Annotated in this window: 20 protein-coding genes, 1 pseudogene and 1 riboswitch; of the genes and pseudogenes, 11 read left to right on the top strand and 10 right to left on the bottom strand. The window is 42.3% G+C overall.

The window, feature by feature from the left end; translation table 11 throughout:
* Positions 1-9 precede the first annotated feature (9 nt).
* Positions 10-996, bottom strand: a complete 987-nt coding sequence (locus ATH33_RS01585; RefSeq protein WP_121873976.1) for a coiled-coil domain-containing protein — start codon at positions 994-996, stop codon at positions 10-12.
* A 455-nt stretch (positions 997-1,451) separates the two neighbouring features.
* Here ATH33_RS01585 and ATH33_RS01580 point away from each other — a divergent pair, with 455 nt between their 5' ends.
* The 3 genes from ATH33_RS01580 to ATH33_RS01570 all read left to right on the top strand — a co-directional run bounded on the left by ATH33_RS01580 (position 1,452) and on the right by ATH33_RS01570 (position 4,013).
* Entirely contained in the window at positions 1,452-1,823 is a 372-nt protein-coding gene (locus tag ATH33_RS01580) for a hypothetical protein (RefSeq protein WP_037993692.1), read from the top strand.
* Positions 1,824-2,170: 347 nt separating this feature from the next.
* Positions 2,171-3,358 carry a hypothetical protein gene (locus tag ATH33_RS01575; RefSeq protein WP_147437058.1) on the top strand — a complete coding sequence of 396 codons (1,188 nt, stop codon included), beginning with the start codon at positions 2,171-2,173 and terminating at the stop codon, positions 3,356-3,358.
* Between the two features lie 94 nt (positions 3,359-3,452).
* Entirely contained in the window at positions 3,453-4,013 is a 561-nt protein-coding gene (locus ATH33_RS01570) for a GNAT family N-acetyltransferase (RefSeq protein WP_170151211.1), read from the top strand.
* 27 nt (positions 4,014-4,040) lie between these two features.
* Here ATH33_RS01570 and ATH33_RS01565 read toward each other — a convergent pair whose 3' ends face one another.
* A complete protein-coding gene (locus ATH33_RS01565) occupies positions 4,041-4,586 on the bottom strand; it encodes an RNA 2'-phosphotransferase (protein ID WP_374057891.1) in 546 nt (181 codons plus the stop codon).
* A 246-nt stretch (positions 4,587-4,832) separates the two neighbouring features.
* On the opposite strand from ATH33_RS01565, the gene ATH33_RS01560 reads away from it, so the two are divergent.
* The 7 genes and pseudogenes from ATH33_RS01560 to ATH33_RS01530 all read left to right on the top strand — a co-directional run bounded on the left by ATH33_RS01560 (position 4,833) and on the right by ATH33_RS01530 (position 13,920).
* The gene (locus tag ATH33_RS01560; protein ID WP_062842915.1) at positions 4,833-5,639 is read left to right on the top strand and encodes an HNH endonuclease; all 807 of its coding nucleotides are present in this window, start codon (positions 4,833-4,835) and stop codon (positions 5,637-5,639) included.
* 176 nt (positions 5,640-5,815) lie between these two features.
* Positions 5,816-6,577, top strand: coding sequence for an IclR family transcriptional regulator (locus ATH33_RS01555; RefSeq protein WP_062842914.1), 762 nt, complete (start codon positions 5,816-5,818; stop codon positions 6,575-6,577).
* A gap of 14 nt (positions 6,578-6,591) precedes the next feature.
* Positions 6,592-7,545, top strand: coding sequence for a sugar kinase (locus tag ATH33_RS01550; RefSeq protein WP_062842913.1), 954 nt, complete (start codon positions 6,592-6,594; stop codon positions 7,543-7,545).
* 21 nt (positions 7,546-7,566) lie between these two features.
* On the top strand, positions 7,567-8,202 hold the full coding sequence (locus tag ATH33_RS01545) for a bifunctional 4-hydroxy-2-oxoglutarate aldolase/2-dehydro-3-deoxy-phosphogluconate aldolase (RefSeq protein WP_049719838.1): 636 nt from the start codon (positions 7,567-7,569) through the stop codon (positions 8,200-8,202).
* 14 nt (positions 8,203-8,216) lie between these two features.
* Positions 8,217-9,365: a galactonate dehydratase gene (gene dgoD, locus ATH33_RS01540; RefSeq protein WP_062842912.1), complete on the top strand. Its 1,149-nt coding sequence runs from the start codon at positions 8,217-8,219 to the stop codon at positions 9,363-9,365.
* A 29-nt stretch (positions 9,366-9,394) separates the two neighbouring features.
* Positions 9,395-10,731 (top strand): annotated as a pseudogene (locus ATH33_RS01535) (MFS transporter).
* A 212-nt stretch (positions 10,732-10,943) separates the two neighbouring features.
* Positions 10,944-11,085, top strand: a riboswitch (cyclic di-AMP (ydaO/yuaA leader).
* Between the two features lie 174 nt (positions 11,086-11,259).
* A complete protein-coding gene (locus tag ATH33_RS01530; RefSeq protein ID WP_121873973.1) occupies positions 11,260-13,920 on the top strand; it encodes a phosphoenolpyruvate synthase in 2,661 nt (886 codons plus the stop codon).
* A gap of 55 nt (positions 13,921-13,975) precedes the next feature.
* Here ATH33_RS01530 and ATH33_RS01525 read toward each other — a convergent pair whose 3' ends face one another.
* The 6 genes from ATH33_RS01525 to ATH33_RS01500 form a co-directional block, all read right to left on the bottom strand.
* The gene (locus ATH33_RS01525; RefSeq protein ID WP_037993716.1) at positions 13,976-14,488 is read right to left on the bottom strand and encodes an Imm6 family immunity protein; all 513 of its coding nucleotides are present in this window, start codon (positions 14,486-14,488) and stop codon (positions 13,976-13,978) included.
* Positions 14,489-14,618: 130 nt separating this feature from the next.
* Entirely contained in the window at positions 14,619-15,056 is a 438-nt protein-coding gene (locus tag ATH33_RS01520) for a hypothetical protein (protein ID WP_121873972.1), read from the bottom strand.
* Positions 15,057-15,076: 20 nt separating this feature from the next.
* Positions 15,077-15,481 (bottom strand): hypothetical protein, encoded by a 405-nt coding sequence (locus ATH33_RS01515; protein ID WP_037993720.1) that lies wholly within the window; start codon positions 15,479-15,481, stop codon positions 15,077-15,079.
* Between the two features lie 107 nt (positions 15,482-15,588).
* On the bottom strand, positions 15,589-16,113 hold the full coding sequence (locus tag ATH33_RS01510) for an Imm6 family immunity protein (RefSeq protein WP_037993721.1): 525 nt from the start codon (positions 16,111-16,113) through the stop codon (positions 15,589-15,591).
* 194 nt (positions 16,114-16,307) lie between these two features.
* Entirely contained in the window at positions 16,308-16,859 is a 552-nt protein-coding gene (locus ATH33_RS01505; RefSeq protein ID WP_181733357.1) for an Imm6 family immunity protein, read from the bottom strand.
* A gap of 163 nt (positions 16,860-17,022) precedes the next feature.
* On the bottom strand, positions 17,023-17,337 hold the full coding sequence (locus tag ATH33_RS01500) for a hypothetical protein (RefSeq protein WP_037993724.1): 315 nt from the start codon (positions 17,335-17,337) through the stop codon (positions 17,023-17,025).
* Between the two features lie 101 nt (positions 17,338-17,438).
* Between ATH33_RS01500 and ATH33_RS01495 the strand changes: the two genes are divergently transcribed.
* Positions 17,439-17,750: a hypothetical protein gene (locus tag ATH33_RS01495; RefSeq protein ID WP_037993727.1), complete on the top strand. Its 312-nt coding sequence runs from the start codon at positions 17,439-17,441 to the stop codon at positions 17,748-17,750.
* Positions 17,751-18,070: 320 nt separating this feature from the next.
* On the opposite strand, the gene ATH33_RS13805 is transcribed toward ATH33_RS01495, so the two are convergent.
* Both ATH33_RS13805 and ATH33_RS01490 read right to left on the bottom strand, forming a co-directional pair.
* Positions 18,071-18,202 carry a hypothetical protein gene (locus tag ATH33_RS13805; protein ID WP_277922325.1) on the bottom strand — a complete coding sequence of 44 codons (132 nt, stop codon included), beginning with the start codon at positions 18,200-18,202 and terminating at the stop codon, positions 18,071-18,073.
* A gap of 19 nt (positions 18,203-18,221) precedes the next feature.
* On the bottom strand, positions 18,222-18,575 hold the full coding sequence (locus ATH33_RS01490) for an Imm6 family immunity protein (protein ID WP_121873970.1): 354 nt from the start codon (positions 18,573-18,575) through the stop codon (positions 18,222-18,224).
* Positions 18,576-18,879: the final 304 nt, after the last annotated feature.

The raw sequence follows: 18,879 nt of genomic DNA, 5'->3' as shown, positions 1-18,879 counted from the left end.
TTCATGTGCTCAGCCCTCCTTTTTTTCAGGGAGTGCATGGATATATGTAAAGATATGGCCTAATAAAGTTGAGGGATAGTTTGCAAGCACAAGCCAAATAAAATCAAAATCATCGATGAAATCCTTATCACTTTTTTCTAACCATCCGTTTTCCCCTTTTTTATAGCTATAAATAATTACAGGCACCTGTAAATTCTCATTTTTGATTAATTCCATTATTGCTTTCATCCTTAAATCTGGTGAAATTTCTTTTTTACCCTGTTCTTCTTTTACTTTTGGATCATAGTAATAAACAACAATCTCTTTATCTTTCAGTTTCTCTTTTATCTCTTCTTTAGGTACTTGATTAGCATTTTTGTCCAAAGAAAAGTACTCAGGTATTCTCACTCCTCGCTTGATCAGCGCGGGATTTAGATATTCCTGCATCTTATACAAATCTTCCTCTGACCCGAGAACCAGTATCTTCGCTTCTTTATATCTCCGTTCATTTTCCATCAACTGCTCTAAGTCATCTACTCTTTTATTCAATTTGTTTTCTTTTACAAATCGATCCCATTTCTTACTGAATTCTTCTTCCACTTCTGCTTTTTGTTTTTCAAATTTATCCATTGATTTTTTCTTCAAGTCCTCATATTCTTGCTCAGCTTTGTCTTTCAATTTCTTACAAAACGAAAAAAAAGATGCTCCGAGGAAAAAGGCAGCTAATCCCCCAACAACATATAAAAAGGTTAAAAACTTATCCCATTCTCTTTCTACGAATGCACGGTTATCATCCATGTCCTTATCTGCTGAATTTTTAAATTCCTTGATCTGCTCTTTTAAAAAGTTGTACTCATCATTTTTGGTTTTCAGCTTTTCGACTTCAGAGCGAAGGCTTTCCACTTCTTTTCTTAACGCTTCCACATCCTGAGATTCTTGAGCTTGTCCTTCTGCCGGAATCAGAAAAACTCCGGAAAGCATCAGGACTGTCAGTAAAAGCAGAAAGTGTTTTCGCATCTTTCTCCTCCTCTCACATCGACAAAAATTTTGTTTTAATATAATAAAACATAAACATTTAAAAATTATCCAACGCTTTTTGTAAAAAAACCTCTTTTCTTTACAAATCAGTCAAAATCAAAATGAATTTGATAAAATTAAATTCCTTCTCTTTAGCGAAAAAAGCCGGATTTCATCGTTTATAAGCTTGTTGCCACTTTGCAACCACATAAATATTTCACAACATCCGATTTGTCACTGTTTCAAATCCTCACATAAAAATTAATAAACCAAAAAGATACCGGATCGATGTCATTCCCCGCAAGAATTTGAAGAATACGGAGAAAAAATGGTTAAATCCTTTTGGATCAAGAATCATAGCAATCGAATTTTGATGAAAATTTTTGTATATATTATATTTTCATAATATAATCGTTTTATGGCTTACGGGAATCAAAAAGAAGGGGGGAAGTCCAATGAAAATCCAAGGCAACGCCACTTTTAACAGCTCCAAAAGCCAAGTCAATATTGCCAGTGATCAGGCAACCATTCACGCCTCTTATTCCCAATCATCCCAAGAAGACCTCATGGAAAAATTATGGATCGCTCTTCAAAAGTTGCACGAAGCATTGGTAAACGTGCCCAACCCTGACAAAGAACTGGTAAAACTGAGTGCCACGACGGAGGACCTCTTGGAAGAAATGAAAAACGATGAAGTCTCCAAGAGCAAACTGACACGCTTCCGGGAAAAAATTGAAAACATCCATCCAGAGCTTCAATTGGGTTCCACTTTGCTTGCAGCCATCAGCACCGCCAGTGATGTAATTCAAACGATCACAAATACATAGAAAGAGTGATGAACATGGAGAAAATCAATACCAAAGAATTAAAGGATTATTTGTATTGTCCGGAATACTGGTTCAAACGAAAGACGGATAATGAATATCAATGGAATATTGATATATCTGCTCAACGAAGGCGATATGAAAAACGAAAAAAGCGTTATGAGCATTATCAAAAGCTAAAAAAGGACCTCTTTTACGCCAAGAAAAGAGCAAAGACGAAAAAGCGTAAACGTCACACCAAAAAGAAAAGACCAAATGAGCCAATCATTTTCCTAGGTTCCTTACTCCTGGCTATGTTGGTCCTCAAATCGTATGTGTTATATATCTTTCTGACCGGATTAGTAATCGGGGTGCTCTGGTGGCTCCATAAGAACTGGAAACAGTGGACGGTCCGCATCCTGGAGAAACAATTGGATCCATACCGGCTGCTTTTGAAAGAATTAAAAATCAACCCTTCATTGGTTCTCTATGATTTTTCATCAAAACCTCCCCTTGGTACCAAACTGGAGGTGACTTATGAAGGAAACAAATTTTATATCCACTTGGATCGTTCCAATGATAAAATCCCCGGCTATCTCCGGTACAGCAAAAAAAGTGATCTCATTGAATTGGCCGCCCAAATGAAAATCTTCCATTCACATTTTTTCACAGATCACATCATCGGCCAAATTAAATATCAAAACGAAACCAAAACAATTCTTTGGAAAAAAGAAAAAAAGCTGACGAAAAAAATGAACACTTTATTAAGTGGAGTCAATGAGATTGTTCATCAAGTGGAAGGCGGCCTGCACAAAAACTCAAAACCTTTGCCCTTTCGCTGTGCGCAATGCCCCATTCAGTCCGAATGTCAATCCTGCACTATCTATCCAAAAGCCAGAACCTCTCCGAATGAAGCAGTGGAAAAAACTTATGAACAATTCGTCGAAACTGCCTCCAAATTGCTTTCCACCTCCAAAAAACACTGGCAAAACGATGCAAAAGAACTGTTCAACGTCATCCAATCCTCTGCGTCCATTCAAAAAATAATCCAAAAGCACTGCACTTCCAGTCGTTCCTTTGACATCGAAGAGTTAATTGAAACAGCCGCGTTCCACAAAACCCGATTATTTAACACCACATTAAGCAAAAAAGACGAATTGTCCTTAGCTTACCAACTGCTCCAATATATTGCTTATAAAGGGCGCAGCTTCAAGCAAAAAACCATGGAAGATTTGGCGGGGGCTTATGGTTTCACCAAATGGTACGATCACCGAACCCACAGTGATCAAACCATCCGCTCCTTTTTCAACACCGTCATGAACCGGTTGATCCAAACCATTGAATCTGAATTGCAAAAGCAAATTCCCAAAGAAAAAATGGAACAAGTCATTTTCAACCTGAACCGAAGCCAACTGAATATTGCCTCGGATCTTGCAACCATTCGTGCAAAAATGCGTGTGGATGATGACTTTAGAGATGAAGAGGAAGAAGATGCAGATAAAAAGGATGGAGAAATGGAAATCTCGACGAAAAAGCAGTTTGCAAACCATCTGCGTTAAATAACAGACCTCCGTCTTGTTCAGACGGAGGTTTTGCACTAAAATAAAGAAACAATTTGTTAATTCATTATTTTTTCATAAAGGAGCAAAAATTATGCTTTCAACCAATCGAATTTATATCAGAAAGTTAGAACTTTCCGATGCCGAAGCGTTGTATGAATTGAGAACCCGCAATCTGAAATATTTCCAGCCGTTTGAACCCATCCGGCCCGACGCTTATTACACGTTGGAAGGGCAAAAAGAAAAAATCGAAAAAAACCTTCGGAAGTGGGAAAACGACTCGGGATACAGTTTCGGTATTTTCCTGGCCTCCACGGATCAATTGATCGGCCAAGTCAATCTGAGCCATATTGTTCGCGCAGCTTTTCAAAATGCCACCATCGGTTATTTGATGGATCATTCGATGCAAAGAAAAGGATATACAACAGAAGCCGTCACTTTGGCTTTGGACTTCGCTTTCAACCAAGCCGGTTTACATCGCGTTGAAGCCGCGATCATGCCTCGAAACACCGCTTCCATCCGGGTGGTCGAAAAAGTGGGCTTTCTTTATGTCGGTCTCTCCAAATACTATTTACAAATCAACGGTGTCTGGGAAGACCATCACATCTATGCCATCACGCAGGAAACGTGGCAGGAGAAATCATTGAATAACTAAATGCTGAAAACAATGACCGCAAATCGTTTATTTCCTTTCCTTTAAATAGCGGACCGGAACATGATCTGTCAACCAAACCCCATTGGCAGAACGAAAAAAGACATATCCTTCCTCATGCATCTCCTTTGCCAGAACAACCAAAATGACAGGTTTTCCGTGTCTGCTTCCCACCTTACGGGCTGTATCCGGATCCCCGGACAAATGCACATGATGCCGTTTTCCTTTCACCAGCCCCTTTTGACGGATGGAATGAAGAAAACGTTCCGCCGTTCCATGATACAACCGTTCGGGCGGTTGCACCGGCTTGAGATTTAAATCCACCACGATGGAATGCCCTTGATTCGCCCGGATCTTTTGTCCGTCTTCACTAAAAGCAAAACGCCGCTTCTCATTCGTCGCCACAATCCGCTCCAACACCGTCCGATCCATCGGAACCCCATGGTTGCGGCATGCCATCAAAAGCTGCTCCACATCCACCCATCCATTTTGATCCAACTCAAGACCGATCATCTCCGGCTTATGACGTAAAACTTTGCTCAGAAACTTACTCAGACGGACATCTGATTTTAACAAAACCATCAAGCTCCTTTGAACGAAAAATGACAAGTTGAATATAAACAATTTTACGAGCTGGGACAATCCTAAAAAAGAACCCGACAGATATATTGGAAAGCCTCCGTCTTGTACAGACGGGGGTTTTATTTTTGGGCAATCATTCGTTCTAATAAATCGAATTGTATAATTTAATTTATAATTAATAAAAAATATTTATTCGTCCGAATATATATTTATAGATAATATTAGGAGGTTTCCTCATCTATGTTTATCATCGGAAAAGAATACCAGCGCAGAAAACTTCACGAACTCTATGGTGGACAACGTTATGGAGGCATTTCTACTCCAAAAAATTACCCATTTATCATGCTTTTCACAGGAGAGTCTGGACAAAACTACGGCTATAAAGATTATTGGGAAGACGGTGTTTTTTATTATACAGGCGAAGGACAAAAAGGTCCGATGCAATTTACGAAAGGTAATAAAGCCATTCGAGAACATAATGAAAATGGCAAAGACCTTTATTTATTCCAGTATGTTCGAAAAGGAGTCGTAGCGTTTGTCAATCAGTTAACTTACATCGGACATCATTTTGAAAACGATGGCCAACGTGAGATTATTGTTTTTCACCTCGCAATTTCGGATCTCGTCAATCAATGGGATGAAACCCCGATAGAATCCGAAGATTTCAAAACCAACGACCTTCATACCTTAAAAAAGATAGCACTTGATCAGCAAATAAAAACACAAAGTAGCACCATCTCTGAGGGGAAAGTGATTTACCGAAAAAGAACACTCGCGGTCAAAAAATACGCACTCGCCAGATCGAAAGGGAAATGCGAAGCATGCGGCCAACCGGCTCCTTTTATCAATAAAAAGAATGAGCCCTTTCTTGAGGTTCATCATTTAAGACGCTTATCCGATGGTGGATATGACCATCCCGAACATGTCGCAGCCATTTGTCCAAACTGCCATCGACGCGTACATAATGGGATCGATGGCAAAGATTATAACGAGAAGTTAATCCAAAAGATCCATCAAAAAGAAAAAAGGTTAAACATCAACTGTTAGTTATAAGAAAAAACAGCAAATATCCCTCTTGATCTAAGGCCACAAAAACCTTGATCTTGTCACACCCTGTTTTTTGAATAAACAGGGTTTTTTATTTTGATGCCTTATGATAAGATCAGATTATAAATATCATATATGGAATATTAAATCACATATGTGATTTAGCGAGGTGGAAAATGTCTGTTAAATCTGCAGAACGAGTGTTACTCATTTTTGAGCTACTGGCAAATAACACTGAAGGCCTGACCATTAAAGAGATTAGTGAGAAACTCACCATCCCACAAAGTAGCACTTCCAATTTGGTTCGTACTCTTCTTCAGGCAGGGTACCTCACTCAAGATTCGCTCAAACGTTACCAATTAGGCCCCAAGCTGATCCAAATTGGAACCGTTGCTATGGATTCGTTGGATATCTCATCACAGGGAAGGCTGTATCTTAAAAAATTGATGGAAGAAGTGGAAGAAACGGTTTTTATGGCCGTCCTCTCTGGGAAAGAACTGGTCTATGTTGCCAAAATTGACAGTGATCGTTCGATTCGTACCACCGCGCAACCAGGTTATCGGAAACCTTTATATTGCACGGGTTTAGGCAAAACTTTCTTAGCATTTTTGCCAGAACCAGATCGAAAAGCATTGTTGGATGAAATCAAACTGACTCCGATCACACCCAAGACGATCACAGACAGGGAAACATTGGAAACACAACTCGAAACCTTTGCAGAACAAGGATACGCCGTGGATGATGAGGAGAATGAAGAAGGCTTGTTCTGCCTGGCTGCCCCTATCTTTGGCGCTGACCACAAGATACAAGCAGCTATCAGTGTTGCAGGGCCGAGAGAGCGAATGCTTCACCGTAAAGAACAAATCATAGAGAAACTTTCACAAACTGCATTGATCATTTCAAAAAACATTGGATATTCCCATGCACTTCACAAATAATTGGAGGCTTTTGAATGGATGTTGTCAGTATTGGAGAAACAATGGCACTGTTTACTCCCGATCAACGAGGGCCTATGAGATACGCCCGAAATTTTTCATTAAAAATGGCTGGGGCTGAAACCAATACATTGATCGGGTTAGCCAAGCTAGGGCACAAGACGGGTTGGATCAGTCGGATTGGAAAAGATGAATTTGGCGCCTTTCTACTCCATTCAATTCGCGGAGAAGGTGTCGATACAAGTCGTGTCACTGTGGATGATCAAGCTTTGACGGGCATCTTTTTTAAAGAAATTCGAAATGAAAAAGATGTTCGTATCACCTATTACCGGAAGCATTCAGCAGCTAGCCGCATCCATCATGAGCAAATTGACGAAGACTACATCGCCAGCGCACGTTTCCTCTATCTTACCGGGATCACACCTGCATTAAGTGAATCCTGTCGGAAAGCGATATTCTATAGCATGGACGTGGCAAAAAAACATGGCGTGAAAATTGTTTTTGATCCTAATTTGCGTCTTAAGCTTTGGAGTAAGAAGGAAGCAAGAAAAACGCTTTTATCGATGGCAGAAATGGCAGATCTGGTCCTCCCCGGTTATCAGGAAGGAATATTTCTAACGGAAACCACAGATATCAAAGAAATGGCCGATGTTTTCCATCAACTCGGAAATGAAATCGTGATCATAAAATGTGGAGAAAAAGGCGCCTACTATTCCCTTCACAATCAATCGGGATTTATTCACAGTTTTCCAGTGAAAAAAGTGATCGATCCCGTTGGGGCCGGAGATGGTTTCGCAGCGGGTGTGCTCTCAGGCTTGTTGGATGGACTCTCTATTTCCCAGTCGGTTGAAAGAGGTTGCGCCATTGGAGCCATGGTGACTACTGTTCCTGGAGATATCGAAGGGCTTCCAGATCGCGAAACATTGGAAGCGTTTTTAAAATCCGTGGACCAAGAAGATATTGAACGCTAAATAAAGGAAGGAGCTGATGGAGTGAACACTTACGCTCGCATTGTTGAGAACAAAATTGTCGCGATCATCCGCGGGGCTCATCCCTCCGATGTGATTCAAATCATCCATGCGCTAAGGGATGGCGGGATTCATGTCGTCGAAATCACGATGAACTCCCCCAAAGTGTTATCTGTTTTGGAAGCGGCTACAGACACCTTTGGTGACCAAGTTGTGATTGGAGCGGGTACGGTCTTGGATGCAGAAACCGCTCGTGCTGCGATCCTGGCTGGTGCCAAATTCATTTTATCTCCCACAACTGATGAGGAAACCATTAAAATGACCAAACGATATGGGATAATTAGCATTCCTGGTGCTTTGACACCAACGGAAATCCTTCGGGCTTATGAATATGGTGGAGATATTATCAAGGTTTTCCCAGCTACGTTGGGACCTCGATATATCAAGGACCTGCGTGGTCCCCTTCCTCAGATTCCTCTCCTTCCTACAGGCGGAATTGATCTAGATAACATCGCTCAATTTATCGAAGCAGGCGCCGTCGGTTGTGGCATCGGGAGTTCGCTCGTCAATCCCAGACAGGAAATTAATGAGGAATCACTAAAAGCGATCACGTCCAAGGCAAAACAATTTGTCTCAGCTGTAAACCATATTCATAGATAAAGGAGCGAAGTTTAATGAAAATAACAGGTTATAAATTGTTTCAAGTTCCACCCCGCTGGCTGTTTTTAAAAGTAGAAACCGATGAGGGACTCATCGGTTGGGGAGAACCAGTGATTGAAGGCCGGGCAGAAACCGTCAAAACTGCCGTTAAAGAACTAATGGAGTATTTAATTGGACAAGACCCTCTTCGGATTGAAGACCATTGGAACCTTATGTACCGCTCTGGTTTTTACCGAGGGGGACCAATATTAATGAGTGCCATTGCTGGCATTGATCAAGCCCTGTGGGATCTGAAAGGGAAATATTTTGGCATTCCCGTTTATCAATTGCTAGGTGGCGCTTGCCGGGATTCTATCCGTATTTATTCTTGGATTGGTGGCGATCGTCCATCCAATGTAGCAGATGCAGCCAAAAAAGCGGTCGAATCCGGTTTTACCGCTGTCAAAATGAATGGTACTGAGGAACTGCAAATCATTGATTCTTATGAAAAGATTGACCAAGCCGTCGAAAGGATCGCTGCAGTTCGAGAAGCTGTTGGCCCATCCGTCGGTATTGGCATTGATTTTCATGGTCGCGTCCATAAGCCGATGGCCAAAATTTTAGCCAAAGAGCTCGAACCGTATCGTCCCATGTTTATCGAAGAACCCGTATTGCCAGAAAATAATGAAGCATTAAAAGAAATTGCACAGTCTACCCATATCCCGATTGCTACGGGTGAGCGAATGTTCTCGCGCTGGCATTTTAAAAATCTTTTAATTGATGGTTATGTAGACATTATCCAACCAGACCTTTCTCATGCCGGGGGAATCACCGAATGCAAAAAAATTATTTCCATGGCTGAAGCATTTGATGTAGCCGCTGCCCCCCACTGTCCATTGGGCCCCATTGCTTTGGCAGCTTGCTTGCATGTAGATGCGACCTGCTATAACGCCTTTATCCAAGAACAAAGCTTAGGCATTCATTATAACCAAGGTAGTGATTTGCTTGATTACCTTGTTAACAAACAGGTTTTTGCATATAAAGACGGATATGTTCAGATTCCAAACGATCCCGGACTTGGTATCGAGATTGATGAAGAACACGTCAGAAAAATGGCAAAGATCGAACACAACTGGCGCAATCCCGTCTGGCGACATCGAGATGGTAGCATTGCCGAATGGTAAAACAAAAGGAGAAAGGAGCAAGAACAGACATGAATCAACGGAAAAATCGAAACAAACCGACACGGGTACGTTACGCCATTTTGGCACTCATTTTTGTAAACGTTGTCATCAACTATATGGATCGAAGCAATATCTCCGTGGCCGCCACGGCGATCAGTCAAGATTTGAATTGAATTCGGTCCAATTGGGACTCATCTTTTCTGCCTTTGGTTGGGCGTATGCCGCTCTCCAAATTCCAGGTGGATGGTTGGTAGACCGACTTGGTCCCCGAATCATCTATAGTCTTTCTTTGTTTACTTGGTCCTTAGCGACCCTTTTTCAAGGCTTTACCAGAGGGTTTGCTTCTTTGTTTGGGCTTCGTTTTGCAATTGGGGCATTTGAAGCCCCAGCCTTTCCGATCAATAACAAAATTGTGACCAGTTGGTTTCCGGATCGTGAAAGAGCTTCGGCCATTGGAATGTACACCTCGGGTCAATTTGTTGGTTTGGCATTTTTAACTCCATTGCTTGTGACGATCCAACACTTCTTAGGTTGGCGAGGATTATTGATTGTAACCGGTCTGATCGGGATCATTTGGTCTGCCATTTGGTATTTGATTTACCGCAATCCTTCCGATAGTCGAAAAGTTAACCAGGACGAACTGGACTATATCAAAGAAGGAGGCGGATTAATCGATACAAAAGATTACCTAACCAACAAAGATAAAAAGAAATTTCAATGGAGTGATTTAAAAGAAGTCTTTACCCATCGCAAGCTTTGGGGGATTTATCTTGGACAATTTGCAGTCACTTCCACCTTATGGTTCTTCTTGACTTGGTTTCCCACATACCTCGTCGAATATCGGGGACTGGGCTTTATTCAATCTGGTTTTTTAGCTTCTATTCCCTTTTTAGCAGCTTTTGTAGGTGTATTGATTTCTGGATTCTTGTCTGATTATTTGGTAAAACGAGGCATTTCCATGGGGGTTGCTCGCAAGACACCAATCATTGTCGGGCTGTTCCTTTCCATTTCCATTATAGGAGCCAACTTTGTAAACAGTGCTGCTCTCATCATTTTCTTTATGACCATCGCTTTCTTTGGAAATGGACTCGCATCCATCACCTGGGTGCTCGTCTCTTCCCTTGCCCCCAAAAACCTGATTGGGTTAACCGGTGGTGTTTTCAACTTTATTGGTAACCTTTCTTCCATTGTGGTCCCTCTGGTCATTGGATTCTTAATCAAAGATGGCAATTTCGCTCCAGCGCTGATCTTTATTGGTACCATGGCTTTAATCGGTGCATTATCTTATATTTTTCTGGTTGGAAAAGTGGAACGGATTGCTGTCCATGAGGAGAATCCAGCAAGCTCTTCTGCTTCATCTTTATAAGTTCTTTCTTAAAGAGGCTGTCTAATCAGCCTCTTTTTCTTTCATTTTCTAGTACACACATTTTCTCCCGAAATCCTCCACAATAATGAGAAAACAAAACAAAAACAGCATGAGAAGGACCAAAACGCCGGAAATGAAAACCCATCGCCTTTGATTCTGTTTTACAACCCTTTTACCGGGGAGTAAGATGATTTCAATCTGAATAAATCTCTTCATAAAAATCGCTGAATCCCATGATGGGAGCGGGGGAACCACCTATTCCGGGGTGAATCCCGGGCAAACCGTTTGTCCGGGTAGGGTGACTCTCAACACCCGAATCCGTCAGCTAACCTCGCAAGCGTTCTGAGAGGAGGAGTGACATCGTGCTGAAGCCACGGTTTCTTTTGTGGTGCAAAAAAAGCCGCAGGAAGTCTTCCTTCTTGCGGCTTATTGTATAAGGCAAGGTGGTCATCAATATATTTCCTTAAAAAACAAAGTGATTCCAAGATCCCATGAGACCCGTTAACGTATTTTTGAAAAAGGAAGTGAATGACTTTGAATTATGTTTTGCGTTTTGAGGAAATGGATCGCCACAGCTTGCCGATGGCCGGGGGAAAAGGAGCCAATCTGGGAGAATTGGCCAAAGCCGGATTTCCGGTGCCCCCTGGGTTTTGCATCACCACCGGCGCTTACCGCCGGATCATGGATGAACAAGATGAGCTCAAAAACTGGTTGGATCGCTTGAATGAGCTGAAACCCGATCAGTTGGACGCCATTCGTTCAATCGGACAAAAAGTGCGGGAATTTTTTGAGTCCCTGGAATTTCCCGCTTCAATAAAATCTGAAATCATCGGGGCTTGGACGGAATTGGGAACCGGGCATGCCTATGCCGTCCGCTCCAGCGCAACGGCTGAAGACTTGCCCCATGCCTCTTTTGCCGGCCAGCAGGAAACTTACTTAAACGTCAAGGGAGAAGAACCGCTTTTAAAGGCCGTCAAAAAATGCTGGGCCTCCCTTTTTACCGACCGGGCCATTGTCTACCGCCTCAAAAACGGTTTTGATCATCACTCCGTTTCCTTGGCCGTCGTCGTCCAACGGATGGTCTTTCCGGACGTGTCAAGCATCCTGTTTACCGCCGACCCGGTCACGGGACACCGGCGCACGGTCTCCATCGATGCCGGTTTCGGATTGGGGGAAGCACTGGTTTCCGGGATTGTAACCGCCGATTTGTACAAAGTGCGGGACAACGAAATCATCCAAAAACAAATTGCCAAGAAAGAAAAAGGGGTTTTTCCTCTCCCGGAAGGCGGTACCGAAGTCCGGGAACTTTCTCCGGAACTTCGCCAAAAACAGGTGCTCCCGGATGAAAAAATTCTTGCCTTGGCAGCGCTGGGAAAAAAAGTGGAGAAACATTTCGGCTCGGAACAAGATATGGAATGGTGTTTGGAAGGCAATAACCTTTACCTGCTTCAGAGCCGGCCGATCACTTCCTTGTATCCGATCCCTACCCGAAAAAATGAAGGCTACCGGGTATATCTGTCCGTGGGGCACTCGCAAATGATGACCGATTATATGAAACCGCTCGGGATCTCTATGTTCCAGTCCCTCATCCCCTTTGATGATGAAACGACGCCGTTTGTGGAAACAGGGGGACGTCTTTTCTGGGATTGTTCCAGTTACTTGTTTTTAAAGCCCGTGCAGCAGAAGATCCTGCAAAGCACCCTCGCCGATGACAGCATCCTGGTGCTGAAAAAAGTGATCCAAAGTGAAGACTTCCAACGATTCACGCCAAAGCGGGGTGCATTGAAACAAGCTTTGCGTCCCATTAAAGTAATCATGAGTATCTACGGAAACATCATTCCCAGAATGATTCGGACATGGTACTTTGAAGATCCGAATCAGATTGTGAAGCGGGCCTATTCCACTTTTGAACAAGTCCTGGCCCGCTTCAAAAAGGAATTGTCCAAACACGCCGGGGCCGAACGCATCCGGTTGATCCGGGATCATACCTTGTTCAAAACCATTCCCGATCCGTTGGCCTATACCTACACCGGAGTGATCGCTCTGGCGGTGATCAAAAGGAAAATCAAAAAATGGATGGGCGAAGAGGCTTGGGATCACGCCATTGAAAAGTCTCCCCCCGGTAATATCACCAGCGAAATGGGGCTGATGATCGGGGATTTGGCGGATGCAGCCAGACGTTATCCCGACGTGGTCCGCTATCTGGAGCAAGCAGAAGACCACAATTTTTATGAAGGGCTTAACCATGTGGAAGGCGGTGCAGCTTTCCAAGCCGAACTGGACCGGTTCATGAAAAAGTTCGGGATGCGGGCACCCGGTGAGATCGACATCACCCGGGTCCGCTACAAAGAAGCGCCCGCCATGCTCATTCCGTCCATTCTCAGCCATATGAAAAACAATGCCCCCGGGGAGCACCGCGAAAAATTTAAACAAGGGGAAAAAGAAGCACAGGAAGCCATCCAGTCCTTGCTGGAAAAAGTCAAAGCAACCCGCGGCGGAGCCCGGAAAGCCAGAAAACTTTCCCGGTGGATCGCCATTTTCCGAAATACGGTGGGTATCCGGGAATTGCCCAAATATATTATGATCCGCTATTTTGAGCTGTACCGGGAAGCGATTTTGGAAGAAGCGCAAAAACTGAGTGAAAAAGGTATCCTGAAACAAAAAGAGGATGTCTTTTACCTCACGCTTGACGAATTGATCCGACTGTTGGAAAACCGGTTGGCTGGGGACGAAGCTATCAGACGTATCGACAGGCGCAAAGAAGAGGAAAAAGTATACCGGAATTTCACGCCTCCCCGGATCATCACCAGCGAAGGGGAAACCTTCAATGGAGGTGTGGAAAACAAAGATGCCCCGCCGGGCGCTCTGGTGGGCATTCCGGCATCAGCCGGGGTGGTGGAAGGGTATGTCAAAGTCATCCGCCGGTTGGAAGAAGGAACATTAAACAAAGGAGAGATCCTGGTCGCTCCCTACACCGATCCTGGTTGGACCCCCTTGTTCCATTCCGCCAAAGCGCTCATCACCGAAGTCGGGGGAATGATGACCCACGGATCCGTCGTTGCCCGGGAATACGGCATCCCCGCGGTCGTCAGCGTGGAAAAGGCAACCCAAATCTTAAAAGATGGCCAATACATCCGTGTTGACGGAACCAACGGCTATGTCGAAATCCTGGAGGATAAAAAGGAATAATTTCACCAAGCCAAAGCCCGCTCCTTCTTCACCGGTGCGGGCTTCTTTACAACAATTATGCAATCAAGTCCAACAACTGTTCTCTTTTAATCTTCTTTTCACTTCCTGCCGGATAATGTTTCAGCAGGTATTCCTTTAAACACTTGGCCCACTCTTCTTGGTAGCCTTCTGTTTTTGCTATTTCTTTTGTAAATTCATCAATTATTTCATCATCAACAATTTCAATGGGTTGTGGGACAAAACAATCATCACCATACTCAAATTTATACGCCTGCCAGATGGTGTACTCCAATGCATAATTGATGCATAACCACATACCTGCCTGCTGAGAATTTTCCTCATCCACTTCATCTTCATAAAACATGGAGACTCCGCCATCTTCTTCATTTTCAAATACAAGGTAAAGATCACCGCCATCATATTTCTTCTCTTCGACCCATGCCCAGCACATATCAACGGCTTTTCGGGCATCAGCGGGACCTTTGGTTACTTGATCCAAGATTTTCTCTGTTAAACTCAATAAATAAGCCACCCGAGCCTCTTCATTGATTTGGGTGTACCAACTCATGGCACCTCTTTCACCCTTTCCCGGGAGTATGAATCTGCAAATATGCAGCTTCGGCCTCTTCATTTACCTTTTCATACTTCACCCTTGATGGATCGTTGACATGACTTTTAAACACATCGGAACGATTTTTTCATTTTTTAAGGACTCTGTGTGCTAAATCTTCCCAAATTAGTGCATCGTCAAGTTTTCCTGTTTCAAAGAAATGTTTAAAAGCTTGAATCATCGGATCATATTCCACCAACCATTCCTTGTTATAATCCGCTCCCACTCCTTGGGTTGTGATCATTTCAAATTCTTCATCTCGTGTTTGAACCTCAGGATTTGCCAAACAATATTGTATGCGATAATCAAATTCTATCGGGAAAAATGATACTGCGTACAGTCGGCGACCATCGATTTCATTTCCCCCGGTGACGGTCATGTCGCCAAAATCCGGGTTGGTTAAATATAAAGTATCAAAGTAATCACAACCCACTTGGTCCCCATCCACTTGATCCAAGTAACTTTTGATTTGTTTCCAATCCGGATTTTTAATCTTTTCTTTCCCGCCACCTGGCTTAGTTCCCATTTACTCATTCGATCACCTGTTCAATCATACTTTACCGATAAGGCGATTTTTACGGCCTCTTCAAGTTTATTTTCAGCTACAAATTCCTCAATTCGCTTCGATTCTTCATCCCAATCCGGGCCATACGCATAAATGAAACGGGCAAATGCGATGATTACATCTTTGTCCAGAGATCCCAGCATGAATGCTTGGTGAAATAAGTCAAATGCCAAATCAACTCGCAATAAATACACAATTGCTGGATATGATTTAATAATGTCTTCGATTTCATCCTTGGATGCCGATGTTTCCAAATACCCCCTGATTTCGCCAATCATTGCCTCGCATTTTTTCTCCAACAGTGGATAATTCCTCGAATCAATGTCATATTCTTCAGATTCAGTGATTTCCAGCAGTCTTTTTAATCGGGAGTACAGACAGTTCATCTATTATTTTCCCCCATTTACAAATCCACTTGCATTTTTAACCAAGCCAAAGGCCTGCTCCGGTGAAAAAGAACAAGCCTCACTTATACTTCTATTCAATCATACATTTATACAATCAAAGCCAACAATTCTTCTCTTTTGATTTGCTCGTCACTTCCGGCTGGGTAATTTTTAAGCAAGTGCTCTTTTAAACGCCGGGACCACTCTTCTTGGTAGCCTTCTGTTTTTTTGATTTCTTCCATAAACTGAATATAGGTGGAATCGTCATTGACGGATTCGAGTTCTTGCGGACCATGATGTTCCTTGTTTTCAAATATTAATGCTTGCTTTAAGGTATAAGATACGGCAAAGAACAAACACCAATACGCCGATTCCGCTTGCAAATCATCTTGGAAGACACCGTCCAAAGTTGAAAGAACATAAAAACCCTCGTCTTCATCCGTCAGTCCATCATACATGGCATAAGAATCATGCATCTTCGCCTCAACCCATTCCCAACAAAGATTGATGGATTTTCTGATAACCGCATCCCAATCATCACCAAAATCCAATGGTTCCGATATTTTTTCTGACAACGTTAAATAATAAGCGGCTTTTGCATCCATGTTTACTTTCTGATACCATTTCCCCATCAAGATCCCCCGTCACATTGATAATTTTCAAAATCCACATTCTCCAGAAAGCCAATCTGATTTTTTCATTAAAAATTCACGTGGAAAGGATTCGGTCAAATCCATCCATGATTTCCAAAAATTCATAAACGGTTTCCCAAGTTGGATTGGAAAAAACTTTGAATTTATCTTGAATGCTTAATCCTCCATCGTCTTTATAAAATTAACTTCAACAATTCTTCTCTTTTGATTTGCTTATCACTTCTGGCAGGGTAATTTTTTAGCAAGTATTCTTTTAAATGTTCAGACCATTCTTCTTGATAACCATGAATTCGCTTTATTTTTGCCATAAAATCCATTTCTATCGATTCATCACTCACCAAGTCAAGGATTTGCGGAAGATAATCTTTCTTTTCATACTTATAAGCTTGCCACACTATGTAACAAATTGCTTCCAGAATCGTATGGAGAATGAGCATGAATTGCGGGCTTTCCGCCACTTCCTTCTCTCCTTCAATAAAAATGAGTCCGTCTTCTTCGTCATCAAACTGATAATACAGATCATCTGCACCATACTTTTTCCCTTCAACCCATTCCCAACACATATCCATCATGTTCCGAATCAATTGATGCCACGGGTAACTTCTTGTCAAAACCAATATCTTTTCCGATAAGCACAATACATAAGCTGCTTTTGCATCCTCACTGAGATGTTCATACCAAGCGATGGCAAGTCCCGCCTTTCCAACTTTTAGAATTCCAAACATGATACCGGTCAAGCGATCATCGGAGGGACGATGAAAGCTGGCGGAATCGTGGGAAGAGAAGTTGTTCGGAGAGTGATCCGAAAAGAATAACCACCCTTCCCTTCCAAATTTTCCGATGGGCATGCGCTAAGAAAATCAAAGAAAGTGATGAACCAACCTTTTTTCATCGCATAGGCCCTGAAAAAGCGTATGGATTTTTTCTATAAGTTTCCGCTAAATTCGGATCATACAAAAAAGCGTTCATGATGGTCAACGCGTTATGAAAATTTACTTTCCCTTTTTCCATGATGAACTTTAAATCAACACCTTCAACATTGAAATTAGAGATGCTCCGATCCTTCATCCACTGATCCATCGTTTCCTGAAGCCGATCGTCCAATTTTTTCAGGTTTTCTATGATAAAGGATGTTTTCGATTCCTCAATTCCTTCTTCTTCAATCAAAACAGATTTAAGTTGATTTTCATCAAAACTCAGCAAAAGTTCTCCCTCCTGAGCTAACGTTCAAGATAATAAAATAAGAAAATCATCCAAACGATAAGTATAATTAATTATAGTTTAAAAAATCAGGAGGTAAACAAATGCTTGAATTCAATGAGAGAAAATTAATCAGAGTTTTACAAAGAGAAGGATGGCATGATCATGAAATTGAAGCGATGATATCCCTTTTAGACAAGGTGACAGATCGGCTTCAAAAGCCTTTTGATGAATGGCTGGATCATCAAGCCGTCTCTGATGAACCACTGGTTGAAGGGTTGAGTATACAAACCATCATGAAGTTGCGGAAGTGCCATTTTTTGGATGCTTTGACGATCATGGATACCTACTTGGACCACCCTGACTTGGCAAAACAATATAAAAATCTTTTTCAAAGCGCAGAAGTAAATGAATAAAGCGATCAAAGAATTGGTTTCATGATTGAACTGAAGATTGAGTAAACTTAACGCCAAAAGAAATCCGCCTGTGATTATGTACTTAAAAGAAGAGGCGGAAAAGCGGAAGTGAATAGGGATGTTTATGAAAGACTTTCTGGTCTTTGACAAGTGCTAATCTAATCAAGATAAGTCGGAAGTGAGCAGAAGGATTTGGAAAATCAACCGGACCTCATGATGAACATTGTGTTTGCCCAAAGAAGGAATTTAAGAGCAAGGTGGAACAACCCAGGCGGCGCAATCGATACAGATTCTTCCAAATTAGCAATATCAAATTTTTTTCAGATCAGTTTCAACAACTCTTCTCTTTTAATCTTCTTGCCGCTTCCGGCCGGGTAGTTTTTAAGCAAATATTCCTTTAAACGTTCGGACCATTCTTCCTGGCAGCCATCCACTTCTCTGATTTTTTCCATAAAGAGCTCGATGGATTGATCACTTTCGCTTTCCAGCATGGGGGGGAAAATAATCTTGCTCTGTTTGATAAGCTTTCCATATCACATAACAAATGCCGTCAAATATGCAGAAAAACAGAGATTTTAGTGCAGGATTATCAACCACTCCCGGATAGTGCTCAATGAAAACCAGTGCATCATCTTCATCAGCAAACACGTCATAAATCTCCACCGCACTGTATTTACGATGTTCAACCCATTCCCAGCACATATCCATCACGTTCCGAATCAGGCGATGCCATGAGTAATTTCTTGTCAAAACCAACATCTTTTCCGATAAGCACAATACATAAGCCGCTTTTGCATCCTCACTGAGATGTTTATACCATGCGATGGCAAATCCCGCCTTTCCAACTTTTTAAATTCTCGAAGAAAAGTCTCACATCACTCTGATTATTTCCTTATTGGATATATAACTTATGACAGGATTCCCCTTCAAGGTGATCAAGCCAAAACGAAAAAACGTATCTTTTTACCGGTGCAGGCCTCTTTTTATGATCACCAAAACAGAATTATGAAATCAATTTCAACAATTCTTCTTTCTTGATCTTCTTGTCACTGCCTGCCGGGTGGTTTTTAAGCAGGTACTCTCTTAAGCGTTCCGCCCATTCTTCCTGATAGCCGTCTACTTTCACTAT

It is taken from the genome of Thermoactinomyces vulgaris, from assembly GCF_003688725.1.
In the GTDB taxonomy this organism is placed as follows: domain Bacteria; phylum Bacillota; class Bacilli; order Thermoactinomycetales; family Thermoactinomycetaceae; genus Thermoactinomyces; species Thermoactinomyces vulgaris.
The sequence above is the reverse complement of the archived record's forward strand: the minus strand, read 5'-3'. Positions and strand labels throughout refer to the sequence as shown.

Bases quoted from the DNA above. Each gene is read 5' to 3' on its own strand.
- ATH33_RS01510 (WP_037993721.1), bottom strand. From the start codon at position 16,113: ATGGGGAAATGGTATCAGAAAGTAAACATGGATGCAAAAGCCGCTTAT.
- ATH33_RS01570 (WP_170151211.1), top strand. From the start codon at position 3,453: ATGCTTTCAACCAATCGAATTTATATCAGAAAGTTAGAACTTTCCGAT.
- ATH33_RS01580 (WP_037993692.1), top strand. From the start codon at position 1,452: ATGAAAATCCAAGGCAACGCCACTTTTAACAGCTCCAAAAGCCAAGTC.
- ATH33_RS01585 (WP_121873976.1), bottom strand. From the start codon at position 996: ATGCGAAAACACTTTCTGCTTTTACTGACAGTCCTGATGCTTTCCGGA.
- ATH33_RS01525 (WP_037993716.1), bottom strand. From the start codon at position 14,488: ATGAGTTGGTACACCCAAATCAATGAAGAGGCTCGGGTGGCTTATTTA.
- ATH33_RS01560 (WP_062842915.1), top strand. From the start codon at position 4,833: ATGTTTATCATCGGAAAAGAATACCAGCGCAGAAAACTTCACGAACTC.
- ATH33_RS01530 (WP_121873973.1), top strand. From the start codon at position 11,260: ATGACTTTGAATTATGTTTTGCGTTTTGAGGAAATGGATCGCCACAGC.
- ATH33_RS01495 (WP_037993727.1), top strand. From the start codon at position 17,439: ATGCTTGAATTCAATGAGAGAAAATTAATCAGAGTTTTACAAAGAGAA.
- ATH33_RS01520 (WP_121873972.1), bottom strand. From the start codon at position 15,056: ATGGGAACTAAGCCAGGTGGCGGGAAAGAAAAGATTAAAAATCCGGAT.
- ATH33_RS01505 (WP_181733357.1), bottom strand. From the start codon at position 16,859: ATGTTTGGAATTCTAAAAGTTGGAAAGGCGGGACTTGCCATCGCTTGG.
- ATH33_RS13805 (WP_277922325.1), bottom strand. From the start codon at position 18,202: ATGGAAAAAATCAGAGAAGTGGATGGCTGCCAGGAAGAATGGTCCGAA.
- dgoD (WP_062842912.1), top strand. From the start codon at position 8,217: ATGAAAATAACAGGTTATAAATTGTTTCAAGTTCCACCCCGCTGGCTG.
- ATH33_RS01550 (WP_062842913.1), top strand. From the start codon at position 6,592: ATGGATGTTGTCAGTATTGGAGAAACAATGGCACTGTTTACTCCCGAT.
- ATH33_RS01515 (WP_037993720.1), bottom strand. From the start codon at position 15,481: ATGAACTGTCTGTACTCCCGATTAAAAAGACTGCTGGAAATCACTGAA.
- ATH33_RS01555 (WP_062842914.1), top strand. From the start codon at position 5,816: ATGTCTGTTAAATCTGCAGAACGAGTGTTACTCATTTTTGAGCTACTG.